Source organism: Burkholderia sp. BDU5 (assembly GCF_001522845.1).
GTDB classification, from domain to species: domain Bacteria; phylum Pseudomonadota; class Gammaproteobacteria; order Burkholderiales; family Burkholderiaceae; genus Burkholderia; species Burkholderia mayonis.
The window spans coordinates 1-18,118 of sequence record NZ_LOWC01000149.1 but is presented as its reverse complement, the minus strand read 5'-3'; the positions used below and the strand labels follow the sequence as shown (position 1 = coordinate 18,118).

Annotated in this window: 17 protein-coding genes; 6 read left to right on the top strand and 11 right to left on the bottom strand. The window is 61.7% G+C overall.

Annotation, left to right across the window (positions count from 1 at the left end):
• Window positions 1-26: 26 nt before the first annotated feature.
• From tssG to WS69_RS23650, 7 genes are all read right to left on the bottom strand, one after another.
• Window positions 27-1,127 carry a type VI secretion system baseplate subunit TssG gene (gene tssG / locus WS69_RS23680; protein WP_059473106.1) on the bottom strand — a complete coding sequence of 367 codons (1,101 nt, stop codon included), beginning with the start codon at window positions 1,125-1,127 and terminating at the stop codon, window positions 27-29.
• Window positions 1,091-2,929, bottom strand: a complete 1,839-nt coding sequence (gene tssF / locus WS69_RS23675; protein WP_059473105.1) for a type VI secretion system baseplate subunit TssF — start codon at window positions 2,927-2,929, stop codon at window positions 1,091-1,093. Before tssF ends, tssG begins: the two co-directional genes overlap by 37 nt.
• Window positions 2,930-3,007: 78 nt before the next feature.
• Window positions 3,008-3,490 (bottom strand): type VI secretion system baseplate subunit TssE, encoded by a 483-nt coding sequence (gene tssE / locus WS69_RS23670; protein ID WP_059473104.1) that lies wholly within the window; start codon window positions 3,488-3,490, stop codon window positions 3,008-3,010.
• 57 nt (window positions 3,491-3,547) lie between these two features.
• Window positions 3,548-4,051, bottom strand: a complete 504-nt coding sequence (locus WS69_RS23665) for an Hcp family type VI secretion system effector (RefSeq protein WP_059473103.1) — start codon at window positions 4,049-4,051, stop codon at window positions 3,548-3,550.
• A gap of 71 nt (window positions 4,052-4,122) precedes the next feature.
• On the bottom strand, window positions 4,123-5,613 hold the full coding sequence (tssC, locus tag WS69_RS23660; RefSeq protein WP_059473102.1) for a type VI secretion system contractile sheath large subunit: 1,491 nt from the start codon (window positions 5,611-5,613) through the stop codon (window positions 4,123-4,125).
• Between the two features lie 16 nt (window positions 5,614-5,629).
• Complete coding sequence (tssB, locus tag WS69_RS23655; RefSeq protein WP_059473101.1) at window positions 5,630-6,148, bottom strand: type VI secretion system contractile sheath small subunit; 519 nt, start codon at window positions 6,146-6,148, stop codon at window positions 5,630-5,632.
• A 36-nt stretch (window positions 6,149-6,184) separates the two neighbouring features.
• Window positions 6,185-6,841, bottom strand: a complete 657-nt coding sequence (locus WS69_RS23650; protein WP_059473100.1) for a tetratricopeptide repeat protein — start codon at window positions 6,839-6,841, stop codon at window positions 6,185-6,187.
• A gap of 125 nt (window positions 6,842-6,966) precedes the next feature.
• Here WS69_RS23650 and WS69_RS33725 point away from each other — a divergent pair, with 125 nt between their 5' ends.
• The 6 genes from WS69_RS33725 (at window position 6,967) to WS69_RS23630 (ending at window position 11,357) form a co-directional block, all read left to right on the top strand.
• A complete protein-coding gene (locus tag WS69_RS33725) occupies window positions 6,967-7,131 on the top strand; it encodes a hypothetical protein (protein ID WP_156438358.1) in 165 nt (54 codons plus the stop codon).
• Window positions 7,132-7,216: 85 nt separating this feature from the next.
• The gene (gene tssJ / locus WS69_RS23645) at window positions 7,217-7,831 is read left to right on the top strand and encodes a type VI secretion system lipoprotein TssJ (RefSeq protein ID WP_059473099.1); all 615 of its coding nucleotides are present in this window, start codon (window positions 7,217-7,219) and stop codon (window positions 7,829-7,831) included.
• 108 nt (window positions 7,832-7,939) lie between these two features.
• Window positions 7,940-9,286, top strand: coding sequence for a type VI secretion system baseplate subunit TssK (gene tssK, locus WS69_RS23640; protein ID WP_059473098.1), 1,347 nt, complete (start codon window positions 7,940-7,942; stop codon window positions 9,284-9,286).
• The gene (icmH, locus tag WS69_RS23635; protein WP_059473097.1) at window positions 9,283-10,068 is read left to right on the top strand and encodes a type IVB secretion system protein IcmH/DotU; all 786 of its coding nucleotides are present in this window, start codon (window positions 9,283-9,285) and stop codon (window positions 10,066-10,068) included. The genes tssK and icmH overlap by 4 nt, the downstream gene beginning before the upstream one ends.
• A 174-nt stretch (window positions 10,069-10,242) precedes the next feature.
• Complete coding sequence (locus WS69_RS32055) at window positions 10,243-10,896, top strand: tyrosine-type recombinase/integrase (RefSeq protein WP_226382802.1); 654 nt, start codon at window positions 10,243-10,245, stop codon at window positions 10,894-10,896.
• Window positions 10,857-11,357: a TIGR04141 family sporadically distributed protein gene (locus tag WS69_RS23630; protein WP_059473096.1), complete on the top strand. Its 501-nt coding sequence runs from the start codon at window positions 10,857-10,859 to the stop codon at window positions 11,355-11,357. The genes WS69_RS32055 and WS69_RS23630 overlap by 40 nt, the downstream gene beginning before the upstream one ends.
• 218 nt (window positions 11,358-11,575) lie before the next feature.
• On the opposite strand, the gene WS69_RS32045 is transcribed toward WS69_RS23630, so the two are convergent.
• From WS69_RS32045 to WS69_RS34290, 4 genes are all read right to left on the bottom strand, one after another.
• A complete protein-coding gene (locus tag WS69_RS32045) occupies window positions 11,576-13,540 on the bottom strand; it encodes an ATP-binding protein (protein WP_082716426.1) in 1,965 nt (654 codons plus the stop codon).
• 317 nt (window positions 13,541-13,857) lie between these two features.
• Window positions 13,858-14,574, bottom strand: a complete 717-nt coding sequence (locus WS69_RS23620) for a M48 family metallopeptidase (protein WP_418230147.1) — start codon at window positions 14,572-14,574, stop codon at window positions 13,858-13,860.
• A gap of 8 nt (window positions 14,575-14,582) precedes the next feature.
• The gene (locus tag WS69_RS23615) at window positions 14,583-17,669 is read right to left on the bottom strand and encodes a type I restriction endonuclease subunit R (RefSeq protein WP_059473094.1); all 3,087 of its coding nucleotides are present in this window, start codon (window positions 17,667-17,669) and stop codon (window positions 14,583-14,585) included.
• Window positions 17,670-17,678: 9 nt separating this feature from the next.
• Window positions 17,679-18,047 carry a hypothetical protein gene (locus WS69_RS34290; RefSeq protein ID WP_197419301.1) on the bottom strand — a complete coding sequence of 123 codons (369 nt, stop codon included), beginning with the start codon at window positions 18,045-18,047 and terminating at the stop codon, window positions 17,679-17,681.
• Window positions 18,048-18,118: the final 71 nt, after the last annotated feature.

Genomic DNA, 18,118 nt, shown 5'->3' with positions numbered 1-18,118 from the left:
GGTCCACTCAGGTTCGATCGTTGTTATCAATGAATGACATGCAGTTCGTAGCGCGCGTCCGCGCGGTCGCGCTCGGCTTCGCGCGTGCAGAGGAACGCATCCCAGCCGAGCCGCGCGCCGCTGCCGAGGATGCTCGCGCCGACTTCGGCACGGCGCAGCACGAGCGACACTTCGTATTCGAGCGTGACGCCGGCGAGCAGCGTCAACATCCGCTCGAGCGCGACCGCACGCTCCTCGCCGGGCAAAAACGCCTCGTAGTCGCGCTTCGACAGCGGCCCGACGACGAGCCGCGCGCGCATGTCGCGCTGCCACACGCGTTCGCCGACGAGCGCCGTCGCGCCGAGCGTCACGTTCACGTCGCCGAGCACGCTCAGTTGATCGGGCGGCACGTCGTACCACTTGCCGACGAACTGCTCGATGCGGATCGGCACGCGGAAATACTCGGACAGCGTGCGCTGCAAATAGGCGGCCGACACCGGCCGGTGCCGCGCAGCGAGCGCATAGCCCGCGATCGCTTCGTCGAGCAGCGCGCCGCGGCCTTCCTGCACGGTCGAGCGCGCGTCGTCGTTCGCGACGCCCGCGAGCGCGAGCAACAGCGGCAGATAGCGCTCGTCGCGGTCGAGCTCGTAATGCAGCGGCAGCCGATACTTCTTCCACGCCGCGTAGAACAGCGCGGTCGCGCGGTTCGAGAATACGTCGAAGAACGCGCGCGCCGCGTGATCGCGCTTCAGGTGCTCGCGCGCGATGATCTGCTCGGTGTAATGGAGCGGCAACGCGCCCTGGCCGCCCAGCAGGCCGAAGAACGCGGGTGTCAGCTCGACGCGCGACAGCGCGCCCGCGTCGACCGCCGCGTTGCGCTGCGGCGCGTCCTTCAGCGCGTCGCCCGCTTCGCCGTACGACTGCGCGCGCTCGATTTCGCTCGGCGGAAAACCGAGCGACAACGTGTTTCTGAAGCCGATCCGCCGCGCGACGATCTCGCCCGGCCGGCTCGCTGCATAGCGTTGCGGATGGCGCTTCGCGAACCAGGTCTCGAGCAGCCGCACCGCCTGAAAGAACTCGAAGCGATGCGGCTCGTCGAGCAGCCGCTCGACTACGCCAGGATCGATTCGCCGCTGCGCGGTTTGCATCGCATGATCTCCTCGCCGGTGCGCTTCGACACGACGATCAGTTGAACAAAGCTGTTGAGGTGCACGTAAAGCCCGAAGAACGCGTCGATCATCCGCACGAACGTCGCGAGGCTCGAGCCGACGAAATGCTCGTCGTCGATCGTGAGCCGGATCTCGACGCCGCGCACGAACGTCGCGAACGGCTTGCCGGGCAGCCACTGCACGGCGCCCTTCTGCTCGATGCCGACGATCCCGTCGATGTGACGCGTCGACACCGCGGACCGTCTCAGATCGTACAGCACGAGCACTTCCTTCAGCGCGGTGAGCCCTTCTTCGGCGAGCGACACGTGATTGAGCGCGAGGTGCGACACGAGCCGCCAGTGCGCGGCGCGGCCGCGCTCGAAGCGCGCGCTCGGCGTCGGCCGGCGCAGCAGCGCGATCGGGCCGGATTGAGCGTCGCCTTCGATGAAGAGATCGCCGCCGTCGAGCCCCGTCGCGAGCGCGGCCGGCAGATCGCGATTCGTGCAGGTGAGATCGAGGCTCAACGTGTCGGTCTGCGGCGCGCCCGCCTCGAAGTCGATGTCGACGACCGAAATCTCGATCTCGTAGCCGGGGCTCTTGCGCGCGACGTCGTCGTCGCAACGCGCGAACCAATAGTGGCCGACCTGCCCTTCCTCGCCGTGATGCAGCGAATAGAACGGCCGGAATTCGATGACCGCCTCCCGATCGGCGCGCTGCCGCACGAGATGCACGGAATCGATCGAATACACCTCGTACGCGAACGCGCGGCGTGCGTCGGCGATCACCGGATACGACACCGCCTGGTGGCTGATCCGGATCGGCTCGCCGTGCTGCCGGAACAGGTTGACGACCGGCGTGCAGAACAGGCGAAAGTGGCTCGCGGTCAGCAGATCGAGCAGCCGCGCGACGTGCGAATCGCTGCGCACGTCGCGCAGGACGACGTGCAGCGTCAATTGCCGGCAATGGCCCGCGCGGCGCGTCAGCGCGGCCAGATCGAAGTCGACGAAGTTGAACTTGTCCGGGAATGCGAAGTATTCGGTCAGCAGCCGGTACGCCGGGTGCGAACGGGCCGGGTAGTCGATCAGCGCATCGGCGTCGTCGAAGCCCGCGTGCTCGAACGGCGCCTTGCCGAGCGCGATCCAGCGGCCGCTGCGATCGGGCTCGACGTAGAACGCGAGCGCGTGCGCGAACAGGCAATCGGCCAGCGCGGCGACGAACGACTGCTCGCCGTGCAGATGCGCGCGCAGCTTGCCGAGCTTCAGCGAGGCGAGATCGAGCTGCGGCGACGTCGATTCAAATGTGATCGAGATTACGCCCGTCGCGTTGCCGGGCAGCGCGGCCGAGCTCGGCGCCGCGGCGATCGAGCCGTAGCGCGCGTCGGCGAGCCGGACCGGCGCGAGCGTCACGTCGTACGCGGTGCGGAAACGGCACTGCACGCCGCGGATCGCGCGGCTCTTCAACTCGGTGCCGCGTTCGACGACCTGCGGTTCGGTCAATCGAGCGAACGACTCCGGCGCGCCGAACTGCGCGATCGAGCACGACGGAAACGGCCGCAAATAATGTGGATAGAGAACTTCGACGAGCGCTTCGGTGAATTCGGGATACTCATCGTCGAGCTTCTTGTTGATCCGCGCACCGAGGAGCGCGAACGATTCGATCATCCGCTCGACATGCGGATCCTCGCAATGCTCGCCCGTCTGCGACAGACGCGCGGCGATCTTCGGGTACCGGTTCGCGAATTCGAGCGAATAGCGCCGCAGAAACGACAGCTCGCGTTCGTAATACGGCAGCAACTCTTCCATCGACGATCCCCGAAACCTGATGCTCTCGTGCCGGGCTTCTCGTTGCCGCGCGGCGCCCGGCGGCTCACGCGATACGGCTCAAACCTTGGCGGCGCGCGCGCGCGTCACCGAATATTGCAACGTCGACGGCTGCAGCATCGCATCGAAGGTCACCGGCTCCTCGGCCGGATGCACGACAAGCAGCGCCTGGATCGCGAAGTAGAGCGCGTTCGTCGACTGCTCGTTCAGCTCGAACGCCACCGTCACCTGCTGTAGCCGCGGCTCGTGCCGTGCGATCGCCTGCTGAATCGACTTGCAAATGAACGTGCGGTCGTAGTGGCTCGCGAGGCTCAGGCCGGCGAAATCGTTCAGCCCGTAAGTCAGCACCGAGCGCTGGCACTCCGGCAGCGCGGCGAGATCTTCGTCCGTCAGCGCGATACGCGTGTTCAGGATCGCCTCGACGTCGCGCGCGACCGTGCTCTTCAGTTCTTCCAGCGACAATTGCCGCATTGCGGCGGGCGCCGGCACATGCGGTTCGTCGTCGAACAGCTTGTCGAGGAAGCTCGGTTCGAAGCGTTTCATCGGGCTCCACGCAAAACGGGAACGGGGCACGCGCCGTGCCCCGTTCCCGCGTCGAACTTAGACCGCGTAGGTCTTGTCGTTCTTCGTAAGGCTCCAGGCGCCCTGCGTGTTGCCGCCCTGGTTGCCGCCGATCTTCTGCTGCGTCTGCTTCCACTGGACCGCGGCATACTTCAGCGCGAATTGCTCGAGGGGCAGGCCTTCCTTCTGCACGCTCGGCGTCACGCTCGCGACGATCACGTACTTCAGCTTGATCTCGAGATATTTGACGCGCTGGCCATCGCCGTCCGAACGCATGAAATCGATCGTCACTTCGTCGAACGTCGTGCCGCCCGACGCGTGCTGGTACAGCAGCGGGCTCGCCATATCGATTTCTTTCGTGAACACCATGTCGCCGTGCTCGCAACGCTCCGACGTATGGCCGCCCGAGGTCGACGCGGTCGCCGAACGCGGCTGGATGATCGAATGGTCCCAGGATTTCAGCTCGATCCAACCGTCATGGTCCTTGTCCGCGGACTCGCCCTTGACGGCAGGATTACCGAACTTCAAGTACATGTCTAACATGGCCTACGACTCCCCAAAGAGGTGGTTTTAACGTCCTACCCGGGCGGCCCGCCCGGGCGATCTCAACTCGCTTATGAATTTGCCGGTTTGGGCAGATCAGCGACAAGGCGCAGAGAAATCGACAGCTCATCGAGCTGGAAGTGCGGGCGCAGGAACGCGACCGAACGATACGCACCCGGCTTGCCGGGAATCTCTGACACTTGTACGGAGGCTTCGCGCAGCGGGAACTGCGCTTTCTGTTCCTGAGTCGCGTTGTCGTCCAGCAACACGTACTGCGAAATCCAGCGATTGAGGAACGTTTCGACGTTCTGCGCGGACGCGAAACTGCCGATCTTGTCGCGCATCATCGCCTTCAGGTAATGCGCGATGCGCGATACCGAGAAGATGTACTGCAACTGCGCGGACAGGACGGCGTTCGCATTGGCGCTGTCGGTGCTGTATTTCTTCGGTTTCTGCACCGACTGCGCGGCAAAAAACGCGGCGTAGTCTGAATTCTTGCAATGCACGAGCGGGATGAAGCCGAGGTCGCTCAGCTCCTTCTCGCGGCGATCGGTGATCGCGATCTCGGTCGGGCACTTGAGCGCGATTTCGCCGTCGTCGGTCTTGAACGTGTGGGTCGGCAGATCCTCGACGAGGCCGCCGCCTTCGACGCCGCGGATCGCCGCGCACCAGCCGAAATCGTCGAACGCGGCCGTCAGACGCGCGGCGAACGCCCACGACGCGTTGCACCACAGGTATTTATTGTGATCGGTGCCGTCGACGTCCTCGACGAAGTTGAAGTTCTCCGCGATCGCGCCGTCCTTCGGATTGAACGGCAGGCGGCCGAGGAAGCGCGGCAGCGTGAGGCCGACGTAGCGCGAATCTTCGGAATCGCGGAACGACTTCCACTTCGCGTATTCGACGGTGTCGAACACCTTGCCGAGGTCGCGCGGCTTGCCGAGATCCGCGAACGACTCGAGGCCGAGCAGCTCGGGCGCGGCCGATGCGACGAACGGCGCGTGCGCGGCCGCCGCGACGTGCGACATCTGCTCGATGAAGTACAGGTCCTCCGGCTGGCGCGAGATCTCGTAATCACCGACCAGCACGCCGAACGGCGAGCCGCCGAACGTGCCGAATTCTTCTTCGTACACCTTCTTGAAGAGCGCGCTCTGGTCGAACTCGGACGCGTTCTTGAAATCGCGCACGAGATCGCGCTTCGGCGCGTGCAGCGCCTTGATCTTGATCGTCGATCCGGTGTTGCTTTCCTTCACCAGGTAGTCGAGCCCGCGCCACGTGCTCTCGAGACGCTGGAACTCGGCCGCGTGCATCACGGCCGAGAGCTGCGACGAGATCAGGCGATCGAGCTCCGCGACGCGCGCGTCGATCGTCGCCGACAGGTTGTCCGACACGACCACCGTGCCGTCGAGCACCTGATTGACGAGTTCGCCGATCAGATCCTTCGCGCGCGCATGCTCGGATTCGGATTTCGCGACCTTGCTCTTCTCGACGATGTCGTCGAGCAGCGAGGATTCCGTGCCGGCCTGAGCGCCGGTCGATTGGGCCGCAGCCGTTTGCTGGTTCATTTCGCCACCCCGTTACTCATTCGCCCTGCTTGTCGCCGCCGTCGGCGCTTTTCTTCAGCGCGTCCAACTGCTGCGTGTTCGACAGCACTTCGCTCAGCAGGTCTTCGAGCTTGTCGTTGCCGGCCAGTTTGTTGCGCAGATCGGCGAGCTTCGAGCGCGCCTCGAGCAGACGCCTGAGCGGCTCGACCTGCTCGACGACTTCGTCCGGATTGAAATCGTTGATCGAACGGAACTTCAGATCGACCGCGAACTTGCCGCCCGCTTCGCTCAGGCGGTTCTCCACCTGGAACGCGGCGCGCGGCTCGATCGCCTTCATCACGTCGTCGAAGTTGTCGCGATCGATGTTGACGAACTTGCGGTCGCGCAGCTTCGGCTGCTCGACTTCCGACTGCCCGGCCAGATCGCCGACGACCCCGACGACGAACGGCAGTTCCTTGATCTCGATCGCGTCGCCCCGTTCGACCTCGTACGTCAGTTGGACGCGGGGCGGCCGCACTTTCTGCAAGCGCTTTTGAATGCTTTCTTTCTTCGCCATCGACGGCTCCCGATTAGTGTGTGGATCGCGCGCGGCTTAACGCAGCGCGCTGAACGGATCGCCGCCTGACGCCTTCGCGGGTGCCGGCGTCACAGGCGCGGCGGGGGCAACCGGCGCCGCAGGGGCGGCCGCCGTGCTGTTTTCGGCGGGCGCGGCCTCGTGCACGGGCGGCTTCGCGCGACGCACGATGCGGCGCTTCTTCACGACGGGCTTCGTCTGCTGCTCGGGCGGGAACAGCGCGGCTTCGCCGAGCGTGTCGCGCAGCTGCTTCGCGAGCGCCTGCGCATCCGACTTCGCGTCGCCCGCGAGCGACGAATCCTGACGCAGCTCGCCGAGCGATTCGGTCGCGATGCGCAGGCCCGCGACGGCAAGCACGCTCTTCGCCTGACGGTCGGTCTTGTCGCGCTGCAGCGCCTCCTGAGCGGCGACGATCGCCTGACCGTAGTGGCCCTGCTGAAACTGGATCTGCGCGATTCGCGACCACGGCTCTTCGCGTGTCGGATCGGATTTCGCAAGTTGCTGATAAAGGCCGATCGCGCGGTCCTGATCGCCTGCCTTCGCCACCGCGTCGGCGTCGGCCAACGACTTGTTGAATGCTTCGGACGTGGGCGGAGTCGGCTGCGATGCGCAACCGGCGATGATGCCGCAGGCCAACACTACCCCAGAAAGTTTTGCGAAGAGACGGTCTTTCATCGTTTATTTCCCCGGCGCGGGCGTTTTAAATCGTTGAGAATTCGTGATTTTGCTTTGCTACAAGCGCGCGGGTATAGTACCGATCAATTTTTCATAATTCAATCTTCGCGTGAAGAGCGGCCGTTTTGAAAGCAGCGCAGCGCGCCGCCCGACGCGGCCGCGCACGCCCGGGGAATCACGCGTGTACCGCTCCCAATGCAATTATTGCCGCAAAAGAATTTGATTTCGCCCAATTTGTGGAAATTTTTTCCGAATACAACGATACGGACGGCGATCTGTTCAGCAATTGAAGACGCAGACGTTTTTGTGCGGCCAAATCGGCCAAGCAACTGATAGTTTTGACAGGGAGCAAAGGGCGCCGCGCCCGGAAAATCGATGAATCCGCATGTGACTCGTTACGCGCTGCCGCTTGCCGCCTGCATCCTGCTCGGCGGCTGCGCGGCCGCCGTGCCGCTCCTCGGCTCGGCGGGCAGCGCCGCGCTGCAGATGGTGGGCGTCGGCAAGCCCGACGTGCCCGATTCGCAGAAGCCGCCGCGCAACGTCGGCCTGACGCTCTACGCCGCGCCGAACCTCAACGCCGCGAACGACAATCGCCCGCTCGCGCTCGTCGTGCGTCTCTACGCGCTGAAGGATCCGACGTCGTTCCAGCAAGCGCCGTTCGACAGCTTCACCGATCCGGCCAAGGAAAAGACCGCGCTCGGCAACGATCTCCTGAGCGTGCGCGAGATTACGCTGATTCCGGGACAGCGCTACAACGCGACCGAAAAGGTATCGCGCGAAGCGCAGGCATTCGGCATCGTCGCGCTTTTTCGCGACCCGGCGCTGCAGCGCTGGAAGCTGACTTTCGATCCTGCGAAGTCCGAGAAATCCGGCATAATCATCGGCCTGCACAACTGCGCGATGACTGTGACGGACGGCACCGTCCTTCCTTCGCAACAGGGCATGCCGACGGAGCGGCTCGATTTGCTCTCGTCGGTGAACTGCGGATGAAATTCGAGATGACATTTAAAAGTCATTTAACAAGGATTAACGATTCGCTTGCCAATCGCGACGCGAATAAACCGACCAACGGCCTAATCACATTTAAGCGGATTTAACATGAGTTATTCGGCCAAGGTGCTCTGGGGAGAAGGCCTCTTTCTGAGGCCGCAGCACTTTCAGCGGCAGGACGCGTATCACGAAGCGCGCCTCTTCGAATCGATTCAGACGATCCAGCCGTACAACTGGGGCGTGCGTTCGGTGCGGTTCGATCGCGATGCGCTCGGCAGCAACGTGTTGCGCGCAAGCGAACTGTCGCTCGTGTTCCCGGACGGCGCGCTCTACTCCGCGCCGCAGGCCGACGAACTGCCGCCGCCCATCGCGCTCGACACGCTGCCCGACGGCATCAACGAATTCACGTTCTACCTCGCGCTGCATCCGCTGCGCGAGACGGGCTCGAACTACGCGGAAAACCGCGACGGGGGCTTCGTGTCGCGCTTCGTCAGCGAGCAGGCGAGCGTCGCCGACCACTTCACCGACGCCGCCGACGCCGACATCACGTTCCTGAAGACCAACGTCAAGCTGATCGCGCACAGCGAGCCGCGCGATCAGTTGCTGTCGATCCCGCTCGTGCGCGTGCGCCGCACCGCGACGTCCGGCTTCGAGATCGACGACAGCTTCGTGCCGCCGTGCCTCGCAATCGAGGCGTCGCCGATCCTGCATCAGCGCCTGCGCCAGCTGATCGACGCGCTGCAGGCGAAGGTGAATGCGCTGTACGGCTTCCATCGCGAGCCGACGAAGAACATCATCGAATTCCGCTCGGGCGACATCGCATCGTTCTGGCTGCTGCACACGGCGAGCGCCGCGTTCGCCGCGCTCGCGCACCTGCACCAGCATTCGGCGCTGCATCCGGAGCGGCTGTTCCAGGAACTGCTGCGCCTCGCCGGCCAGCTGATGACATTCTCGAAGGGCCACGTGCTCGCCGATCTGCCCGCTTATCGGCATGACGATCCGGGCCCCGGCTTCGCGCGCCTCGACACGATCCTGCGCGACCTGCTCGAGACCGTGATCTCGACGCGCTACTTCGCGATCACGCTCGAGGAAGTGCGGCCGTCGTTCCATGTCGGACGGCTCGATTCCGGCAAGATCGACGACAAGACCGCGTTCTATCTCGCGGTGTCTGCCGACATGCCTTCCGTCGAGCTCGTCGAGGCCGTGCCCGCGCGCTTCAAAGTCGGCGCACCGGACGACGTCGACAAGCTCGTGCTGTCCGCGATGCCGGGCGTGCGGCTCGCATACACGCCGCAGGTGCCGCCCGCGATTCCCGTGCGCCCGGGCGCATGCTACTTCGCACTCGATGCGCGCAGCCCGCTCTATGAGCGGATGCTGCAGGCCCAGTCGGCGATGATCTACGCGCCGTCCGGAATCAACGATCTCAAATTCGAACTGATCGCCGTCACGTCATGAGTTACGCGCCTTCCCTTTTCGGCGACAACACGCCGCCCCCCGCGCCGCAAACGGCGTCGTCGACCGACGCCGGCTTCCAGGCGCGCTCGCTCGTCGATCTGCTGTACGACGGCTTCTTTATGCTGTTCCTGCTGAAGAACGGCCGCGAGCCGGGCGATGCATCGGAGTTCGGCACACGCATCCAGGAATTCTTGAGCGAGTTCGAGCGCGGCGCGAAGAAGCTCAACATCGCCGCCGAGGACGTCTATGCGGCGAAGTTCGCGTTTTGCGCGGCGATCGACGAATCGGTGCTGTCGTCGCAGTTCAAGATCCGCGCGGACTGGGAGCGCCGGCCGCTGCAGCTCGTGCTGTTCGGCGAGCAGCTCGCGGGCGAGAAGTTCTATCAGTATCTCGAAGAATGCCGCGCGCAAGGCGCAGCGCGGCTGCAGTCGCTCGAGGTGTTCCACATGTGCCTGTTGCTCGGCTTCCAGGGCAAGTATCTGCTCGAAGGGCCGGAGAAGCTCGCGTATCTGACCGCGCGGCTCGGCGACGAGATCGCGCACATGAAGGGTAAGCGCGCGCCGTTCGCGCCGCATTGGCCGCTGCCGGATCAGATCTCGCATCGGCTCAAGCGCGAGGTGCCGCTGTGGGCGATCGGGGCGGTGTTCGCGCTCGTCGGGCTGCTTGCTTACGCCGGGCTCAATACGTATCTGCGCAATAGCACCGTGAAGGCGTTGGCGCCTTATTCGCAGGTCATCAAGGTCGGGCCAGAGTCGGCTAATTTGACGATTTCGTTGCCTTGAGGGGAGCCCGGCTGAATGCCGGGCTTTTTATTTCGACCGATGCGATAGTCGCGGGGGGTTATCGATCTGGATGCACACACCGTTTGTGGCGAAAAATCACCAAGTCCATGTCGTGCGGGAGGGTGCTAACGATCCGGATAGTCTTCAAACTCCCATGCGCCAATTCGGCATAGCTTGGACGAGATCAAACCGATTCACATTCGGAAGTATCTGGACTGGCGAAAGGAGTCACCCGTTGCTGCCAACCGGGAGATCGCGTTGTTTTCGCACATCTTCAACAAGGCGAGGGAATGGGGTGCTACCGACCGCTCAAATCCTTGTGTCGGTGTTCGTAAGCACAGGGAATCGGGAAGAGATGGCTATATTGATGACGCCGCATACCGGAAGCTGTGGGAAAAGGCCGACGTGCCTCTACGCGAGGCAATGGACCTAGCCTATCTTACGGGCCAGCGGCCGGCCGACGTTTTGAAGCTGGACGAGCGCCACATCAGGGACGGCGTTTTGGAGGTTCGGCAGAACAAAACTCGTGCAAAGCTCAGGATCGAGATCGTCGGTCAACTTGCCTCGGCGATCAATCGCATCGCATCGCGGAAGTCTGGGCTAAAATTGCACTCGACCAAGCTCATCGTCGATGAGTCGGGAAACCCGCTTGCTCGAAACTCGCCTATTACCTCTCGCCAAGGCCGCGTGCCTCGATTGCGCCGCCCTGTCGCTGGAGGCGAACTCACATCCGCCGCATCCCCTGGCAACTTCTCCGTTTCCTGCATGAACGTCCTCCCGTCATCGCAATGGGAGAATCGTCGGCCATCAGCGACGTTCGCTCAATAACGGGGATTCTCGGGCGGATACTTCGCAACGGCCTGTGGTATGAAGTCAGCCGCAAGTTCGTCGATGAGATTGGCACATACTTCAAGCGGCTCGACGCCGAGCCGGCGAAGATGCCCGTTTATCAACATGCCAACGAGGGGCTATACAACGAGAGCGTCGTGAAGGAGAACGCCGGATTCGAGCTGCTCGACAAGAAAAACATCTCGTTCGGCAACGGCTACGACAAGATCGAGTTTTGCGACCTCGTGCGCGACGGGCGTGATCTCATCCACGTGAAGCTCTACCGGAGCTCGGCCACGCTCAGCCACCTCTTCGCACAGGGGAGCGTGTCCGCCGAGACCTTCATGCGCCACGAGGATTTCCGGGTCAAGCTTAACGAGAAGCTCCCCGCCGGCATGAAGCTTGATGACCCTCTCCAGCGTCCGAAGGCCGAGAACCGCCAGCGAGGCGTACCCGCTTGACGTGCGCCATATACGGACAACGGCGTCAGGTAACGGGCAACGCTCCGGCAACCACCTTCTCGACCGAGTGCGGCAAACCTTGGAACAAGGACTCGCGGAAGAAGCTTTTCACGGATGCAGTCAGAGCCGCTCAGCTTCCCGCTTCTGTCCACGGCACATTGGCGCGGTGGACGATGGGCCAGATCAGCGCCTTCTCCGGGTTGAGTTTGGGATAGTGGTTAGCCATCCGTCGACTCTAGTTCCGTTGCCGGCCCGCTGTAGGTCAGCGCAATATTTTCCTGTACCGGCTGCGACAGTACGCGGCTAAGCAACTGATCGGTTGCGACGCCTTCATAGCGAGTCGCCAGTGTGTTACGCAGTTTCAACAAACGAGCATTGGCGGTATCAACCAGCGAACCGAACGTGGCCGCCCGGACGCGACCATATTCCGGGTTGCCGAACTTCATCTCACGCTCGACTCCCGCCGCAATTTTCTGCCCGACGACCCATGCGCAGATGTAGGGCGCGCCGGACATGGCGCCCGACTGCGAGATATCCTGCACGTAGCCGCCCGCCTGATTGATATCCTTGCGAGTAAGCTGGAAGCCGCCTTTCTTCAACTCAATGACCAAAATCCGCTCCATTCGCGTGATCGTTGCGTCGGCAGGGTCAAAGCACTCGATACCCGTCATCTGCCATGTGGCCTGTTCCGGCAGCACCACGATGTCCGGACGGTTCCGATCGTTGATAAAGTGCGCCTGACTGCCTTTGAACAGCTCGCTGGCTACTGTCTTCAGCGTGGCGTTCGAACAGTATTCCTCCGACTCAAACTCCGGGCCGAACAGCCAGCGCGAGCGCAGGATCAATGGATGCAGTGTGTGTAGTTCATCGGTGGCAGGATCGCTCGCCAGACGTTGGATGGTTTCGATCACGCCTATACGGCTATCGATTTCATCAAGCACGCGCAAGGCATCCTTGACTGACCATTCGGCCAGAAGCCGGTCCAGACCATCAAGGTCATCCGCCTGCAACGTTGAAAGTTTTTGCAGCAATGCCGTACCGCTCTTTGACTTCTCAAGATGAATGACTGCCTTGACCGCTGTGGCGAGGAATTCCGGCGATACGGTCGGATGCGCCTGCGCCACTGCCTTCGTGAACTCGGCCACCTCCAGCCGCGCCCCCTGCCCCAGCCCCGCCAGCTCAGTCCGGTTCTGCGTCAGTGCATCCTCCGACGTCGCATCAACAATCTCTTCGGCGAGCCCCTGCGCGACCTTGCCGATATGCTCGGCGGTGGCGCGATATAACTCGCGTACGGCGTCGGCGGATCGAAATGCGGTCCAGTCCTGCTCCACGTCTGCTTCGTACCCTTCCGTATCGACGATCACCTTGTAGCGGCGGGCAAACCGGGTACGCCCATCGAATGTGGCCTGTCCCACCGACCATGATGGAGTACCCACGAGCCGTCGCTGCACCCAGAATGCAATACCCTGATGCAGCGAAGAATGATTGAGCCGCGTCGAGTCGATCACAATGATCGTGGCACGGTGGTCATTACCAAGATCAAGCGTTTCTTCGCTTACACGACCTTCGATCTCAGCGAAGGAACGCTGAACGCCATTGACCCGGATTTCGAACTCTGGATCATGGACAAAACGTGCCGCCAGCACCGTCAGGATTTCCTCGGCGTCAGGCAATTTACGGGTCACCCGTACAGCCAGCCGCGTACCACTACCCTTTCGCCGGCCCGGGATTTCGCTGCGAAGCACAAAAGGACTGGGACCTGATTCTGTGCCGACAATGAAACTCGCCAGATCACCGTCGCGCCAAGTTTGGACTTCATACTCGTCTGCGAAACACAGCAGCCCATGCCGACCGACGCCGTTACGTCCGTAAGCCCGGCGTGGGCGTGCAGTGCGCCCCGCCGGAAACTCGACATTCGGACCCTGATGCTTCTCACGGTTATAGCGCAGCGTCATCCAGCGTTTCTTGAACTGCGCGGGCGTCATGCCATGACCATTGTCCGTGACGGTCAACGTTTCACCGATCGCTGCGGGCAAAATCAGATCCACCTTCGTTGCACCTGCATCCCATGCATTCGCCACGAGTTCGGTCAGCGCCACCTGCGGGACGTGTGCCACCTGACCCAACTCGCGCAGCAGGTAATCATCCTCAAACAGTGCAGCCTGGGACGGTATATCTGGCATCGGCGGATTCCTCGGTGAGAACATCAGGTCGGGCGGGTTGTCCGGCAGACCAAGCTTGAATCGATTGGTCGATCGGAATGCTACGCGCGGTTGTCATTGTAGGCAGGTTCTACCATCCCATCGAAATCGCTACGAGGGAACGGGTTACCACCAGAACGATGGAGGCGTCGCGCCGGCTGTAGACTTCCGGTCGCCCATCGGCGTCCACTTGATGAGTGAGGTTGCTGTAGCTTCCAGGCCAGGGCTTCAGTTGGCCGCATTGGATTCGGATCGACAGACCGCAATGAATCCAGCGTCGCGACAGCAATCGTCACGCATTAATACACCCAGTGCTCGTGCCGTACTGGCAATCGGTTCACCTCGTCGCGAATCTGCCGCCACTGCGGCATGAACCGATCCATCAACGACTGGAACCGCGCGTTATGGGTCGGCTCGATCAGGTGCAGCAGTTCATGCAGGAGGATGTATTCCAGACAATCTGATGGCTTGCGAGCCAAGTCCGTATTCAGGCGGATGTTGCCCGACACCGGATTGCAGCTTCCCCACTGCGTTTTCATGTGCTGCACGAGGACGCGGTGGGCTTTTACGCCCAGAAGCGGCTCCCATTTTTTCAGCAACGCGGGCACGGCAGCACGAAGCTGGTCCCGGTACCAGGCGTCAAGCAATTCGCAGCGACGGCTCGCGTCACTGCCGGGGCGTATGCTGAGTTCGAGCGTGGAATGCTTCAGCCGCACGGCGGGTGCCGAGTCTGCCTCTACGATGCGCAACAGGTAACGCTTACCCCAAACGTAGTGACTCTCCCGGTCCAAATATTCACGGGACGTCTCCCTTTCCTGCGAAAGCAGTTTGCGCTGCTGTCGCCTGATCCAGTCCAGCCGGGTGATCGCATACACGCGGATGATGTCGGGCGTCATGTGCAGGGGCGCAGAAATCCGCACACGACCGTCTGGCGGATACACGCTCAGATGGACATGCTTGATTTCCTTCCTGATCACATCGACCTGAAGATCGCCCAGGTCGATGCTATTACGCAACTCCACGATCAATACTCCTGCTTCTGCGCTTCGATGACCCGGAAAATAGCCTCGACTTCCAAATCGTCCTTCAGAATCTCCCACAGCGCTTGCTTGATGATGTTCTCGCGCGGCAGCACACCACGCCAGCCATCTGGGCGCACGCGCTTCACGGCCGCATCGAGTTCGAGCGACAACACCAGCGCCTGCTCCGGCGTGCGGCGATTGGCAATTATGAGGTTATTGAACAACGCGCGCTTGCCCCCCGTATCGAGCGCAATAGGCGTATCGTCCGACTTGCCTGCGTGCACCCGGGCCGCGAGGTCGGCCATCTGTTTCAGGTATTCCTCGTACTCGATGGCTTTTTCTTTGCGCTTTTTGATGATCTCATCGAGCAACGCCGACATCTTCGCGAAATATGCCGGATCGGTCAGGTGATCCTTGACGATCTTGCTGCGCACATTGTTCTCGATGGCCTCGGCGACCGACTGCCGGTCCTTCATACTGCCCAGTTTCTTCGCGATCGCATCGGCGATGCCGGTCTTCACGATCAGGTCGAGCAAACCGACGTTCTCAAACTCGGAAATCTTGCGCGGTTCGCTGGCCGCGATGTACGTGTCGATCAGGTGGCGCATGTCGGCTTCGTACGGCTTGAGATCAAGCGTCTCGCCGCTCGCCAGGCGAATCAACTCGCGCAGCTTCACATACTGGTCCAGGTCCTGGCGGATGATGACTTGTTGCAAAGCGCTGTAGCCTGCCTCATCCAGTTCATCAGCAATGAGCGCATAGGCACGGAGCAAGCCGACCACGCCTGTGTAGAAGGCGACACGCAGCGGCTCGCGGGCCTTGAGGTCGTCGCCAATCTCGGTATTGCCGCAAAAATAATGGATGTGTTCCAGCTCGCCCTTGGGCGGCTCAACCTTCTCCACCAGCAGCGCCAGCGCTTCCAGCGCCGCATCCAGACGCTCCTTACCCTTCTGGACCCTGCTCTCGAGCAGGATTTCGGGATCTGCACCACCTGCACTGTGGTCCAGCTCAGACGCATATACCGCGATGGCGTTTTCGACCTTCTTGAACAGGTCCTTGTAATCGACGATGTAGCCGAAATCCTTGTCAGCGGTATCCAGCCGGTTCGTACGGCAGATGGCCTGGAACAGTCCATGATCCTGCATGGACTTGTCGATATACAGATACGTGCAGGGCGGTGAATCGAACCCGGTCAGCAGCTTGTCCACGACGATCAGCAGCTTCATGCCGGCCGGCTCGTTGATGAACCGGGCCTTGGCCTGCTCCTCATACGTCTCGGTCTTCGACATGCCCGCCTTCGGCTGGACGTCCTTCAGCAGTTCGGTGTAGGTGTTGTAGATGAACTGTTTGTCGGTCTCGGTATTCGCGCCGGTTTCTTCCAGCGTCACGTCCTTGGCCAGCGGGTTGTACGACGTGACGACCGCGCACTTGCCCTTGAACGGTGTCTTCTGGAACAGTGTGAAATACTTGCATGCCTCGTAGATGCTGGAAGCCACCAGCATGGCATTGCCGCGTTCGCTGGAGAGTCGGGGCTTGATGCTGAAATCGAAGATGATGTCCTCGACCACGCGATCCATGCGGGCGCGCGAACTGAGCACCTGCTGCATCGTGCCCCACTGCTTTTTCAGTTCGTTTTTCTGCCAGTCGTTCAGCGGCTTGGTCCTCGATTCGAACCATTTGTCGATCTTGTCCTGAGAGCCGAGTTGCTGATCAATGTCGCGCGCCTCGTAGACGAGATCAAGTACGACCCCATCTTCCACTGCCTCGCTAAACTTGTAGGTATGAATGTAGCTGCCGAACACCTCGAGGCTGGTCGCGGCGTCGCGCTTGAGCAGCGGTGTGCCAGTGAAACCGATGAAAACGGCCGACGGCATCATCGCCTTCATCACACGGTTCAGACGCCCGCCTTGCGTGCGGTGGCATTCATCGACGAACACGAAAAGATCACCTGCGGCACTGCCGGGCTGTGACTCGAGTTCCTTGATGAAGGCATCGAAGTCGCCATCACCGAGTCCCTTACCCGCACCGAACTTGTGCACCAGCGAGCACAGCAGGCGCGGTGTCGGCTGACCTAACCGCGTCATCAGGTCACGGCCGCTGCTGGTGCGGTGAATCGTCTCTCCACTGTCCTCGAACACGCGCTTGATCTGCTTATCGAGTTCATCGCGATCAGTAATGACGACGACACGGGCGTGAGGATTGTTTTCCAGAACCCATCGAGCCAGCAGCACCATCAGGATGCTCTTGCCCGCGCCCTGGGTATGCCAGATGATCCCGCCCTGGCGTCTGCGCACGTGTTCCTGCGCGGCCTTGATACCGAAATACTGGTGCACGCGCGGTAGCTTCTTGACGCCGCCATCGAACAGGACGAAGTCGTGCATCAGCTCGATGAGCCGGGCCTTGCTGCACATCCCGAGCAGATACTTGTCGAGCTTGTAACCGCTGTTATCCGCCTCGTCTTCTTTCCACTGGAGGAAGAATTTTTCCGGCGTGCCGGTCGTGCCGTATTGCAGCCCTTCGGAATCGTTGCCGGCGAAGACGAACTGCACGGTACTAAAGAACCATGCATTGAACTCGGGCTTCTGGTTGGACAGGTTCTGCCGGATGCCATTGCCGATGCTGACACGGCTGTTTTTCAGTTCCAGCACACCGACGGCGATCCCGTTCACATAGAGCACGATGTCCGGGCGACGCTCGTATCCGCCCTTCAGGGTGACTTCCTCGGCAATCGCGAAATGATTGCGCGTTGGCTGCGACCAGTTGATGAGCCACACAGTCTGCGCGACCTTGTCGCCTTCGACCTTGACGGGAATGCCGTAGCGAAGAAGTTGATAGACGGCTTCGTTGTTGGCGTTTAGGTCGCGCTGCGGGTGGTTGGCTTCGGTCTTGAGCCGATAGATGGCCTGACTGATCTGGGCAGGGCGATAACCGGCATTGGTCAGATATGCAGTCAGCAATGCTTCTTCGACATTGCTGTTGTCGACGCGATCGGTCCAGTCGTCCAGATAGTCGTACTTCAACTGCCCGGTGAACAGCTTGATGACGCGGTTCTGCGTGGCTTTTTCTGACTTACCGATCTCATCGGTCATGTGGATCCCCTATACCAGTCTTGTCTTGCCCGTGAGCAGTTCCTGCATCATGCCCTGCTTCAGCAGACGGGTCTTGTCGCGTCGCGCTTCCAGCGTGGCCAGTTCGGCGTCCATGTCGGAGAGCACTTCGGCGATCGCAGCTTGCTCAGCAATGGACGGTAACGCGATCTCAGCACTCGCTATGTGACTACGGTTCGTGGAAAGCACCTTCGTCCCAGCAGCCAAACTGCGCAGATGCGCGCCGAATGCCGGAATGAATTGAAGGTATGCCTTAAATCCATCAGCAAGAATTCTTTTGTAAGCGATCGATTGACCACGCCCTTGCGCTGTGACGCGAATTAGGCCGTCGTGTCGACGTTGCGCTGGGCCAGCTTCCATGGCAAGAGCGCCTCGTAATCATCGACGCTTCGCGCGTAGGGCAATGCCTTGAACAACTCGGTTAGATAGCG